Origin of the sequence: Erythrobacter sp. HI0063, from assembly GCF_001635685.1 — a bacterium.
Taxonomy (GTDB): Bacteria; Pseudomonadota; Alphaproteobacteria; order Sphingomonadales; family Sphingomonadaceae; genus Qipengyuania.
In genome coordinates this window covers 1-265 of record NZ_LWFF01000065.1, presented here as the reverse complement: position 1 = coordinate 265, position 265 = coordinate 1, and the positions used below count along the sequence as shown (strand labels likewise).

Genomic DNA, 265 nt, shown 5'->3' with positions numbered 1-265 from the left:
AGCCGGCGCCCATGCTCGGAATTTGCTCGACCACCCAGTCCACGATATTGTCGCTGGGGTTCATCATCTTGAACTTGGATTTGTTCTCGCTGCCCCCGCCCTTGGCGGCGACGTCGATTTCCACCGTGTCGCCCGGCACCATTTCGACCGAGAGGACGCACGGCGTGTTGTCGCGCGTATTGCGGCGGGTGAAGGCGGGATCGGCCAGGATCGAGGCGCGCAGCGTGTTGTCGGGGTGGTTGTAGGCCCGGCGCACGCCCTCATC

At 64.5% G+C, this 265-nt stretch carries 1 protein-coding gene; it reads right to left on the bottom strand.

Annotated elements, in window-relative coordinates; genetic code table 11:
• On the bottom strand, positions 1–265 hold a 265-nt coding region (locus A3736_RS03050), incomplete at both ends, for a fumarate hydratase (protein ID WP_197465469.1).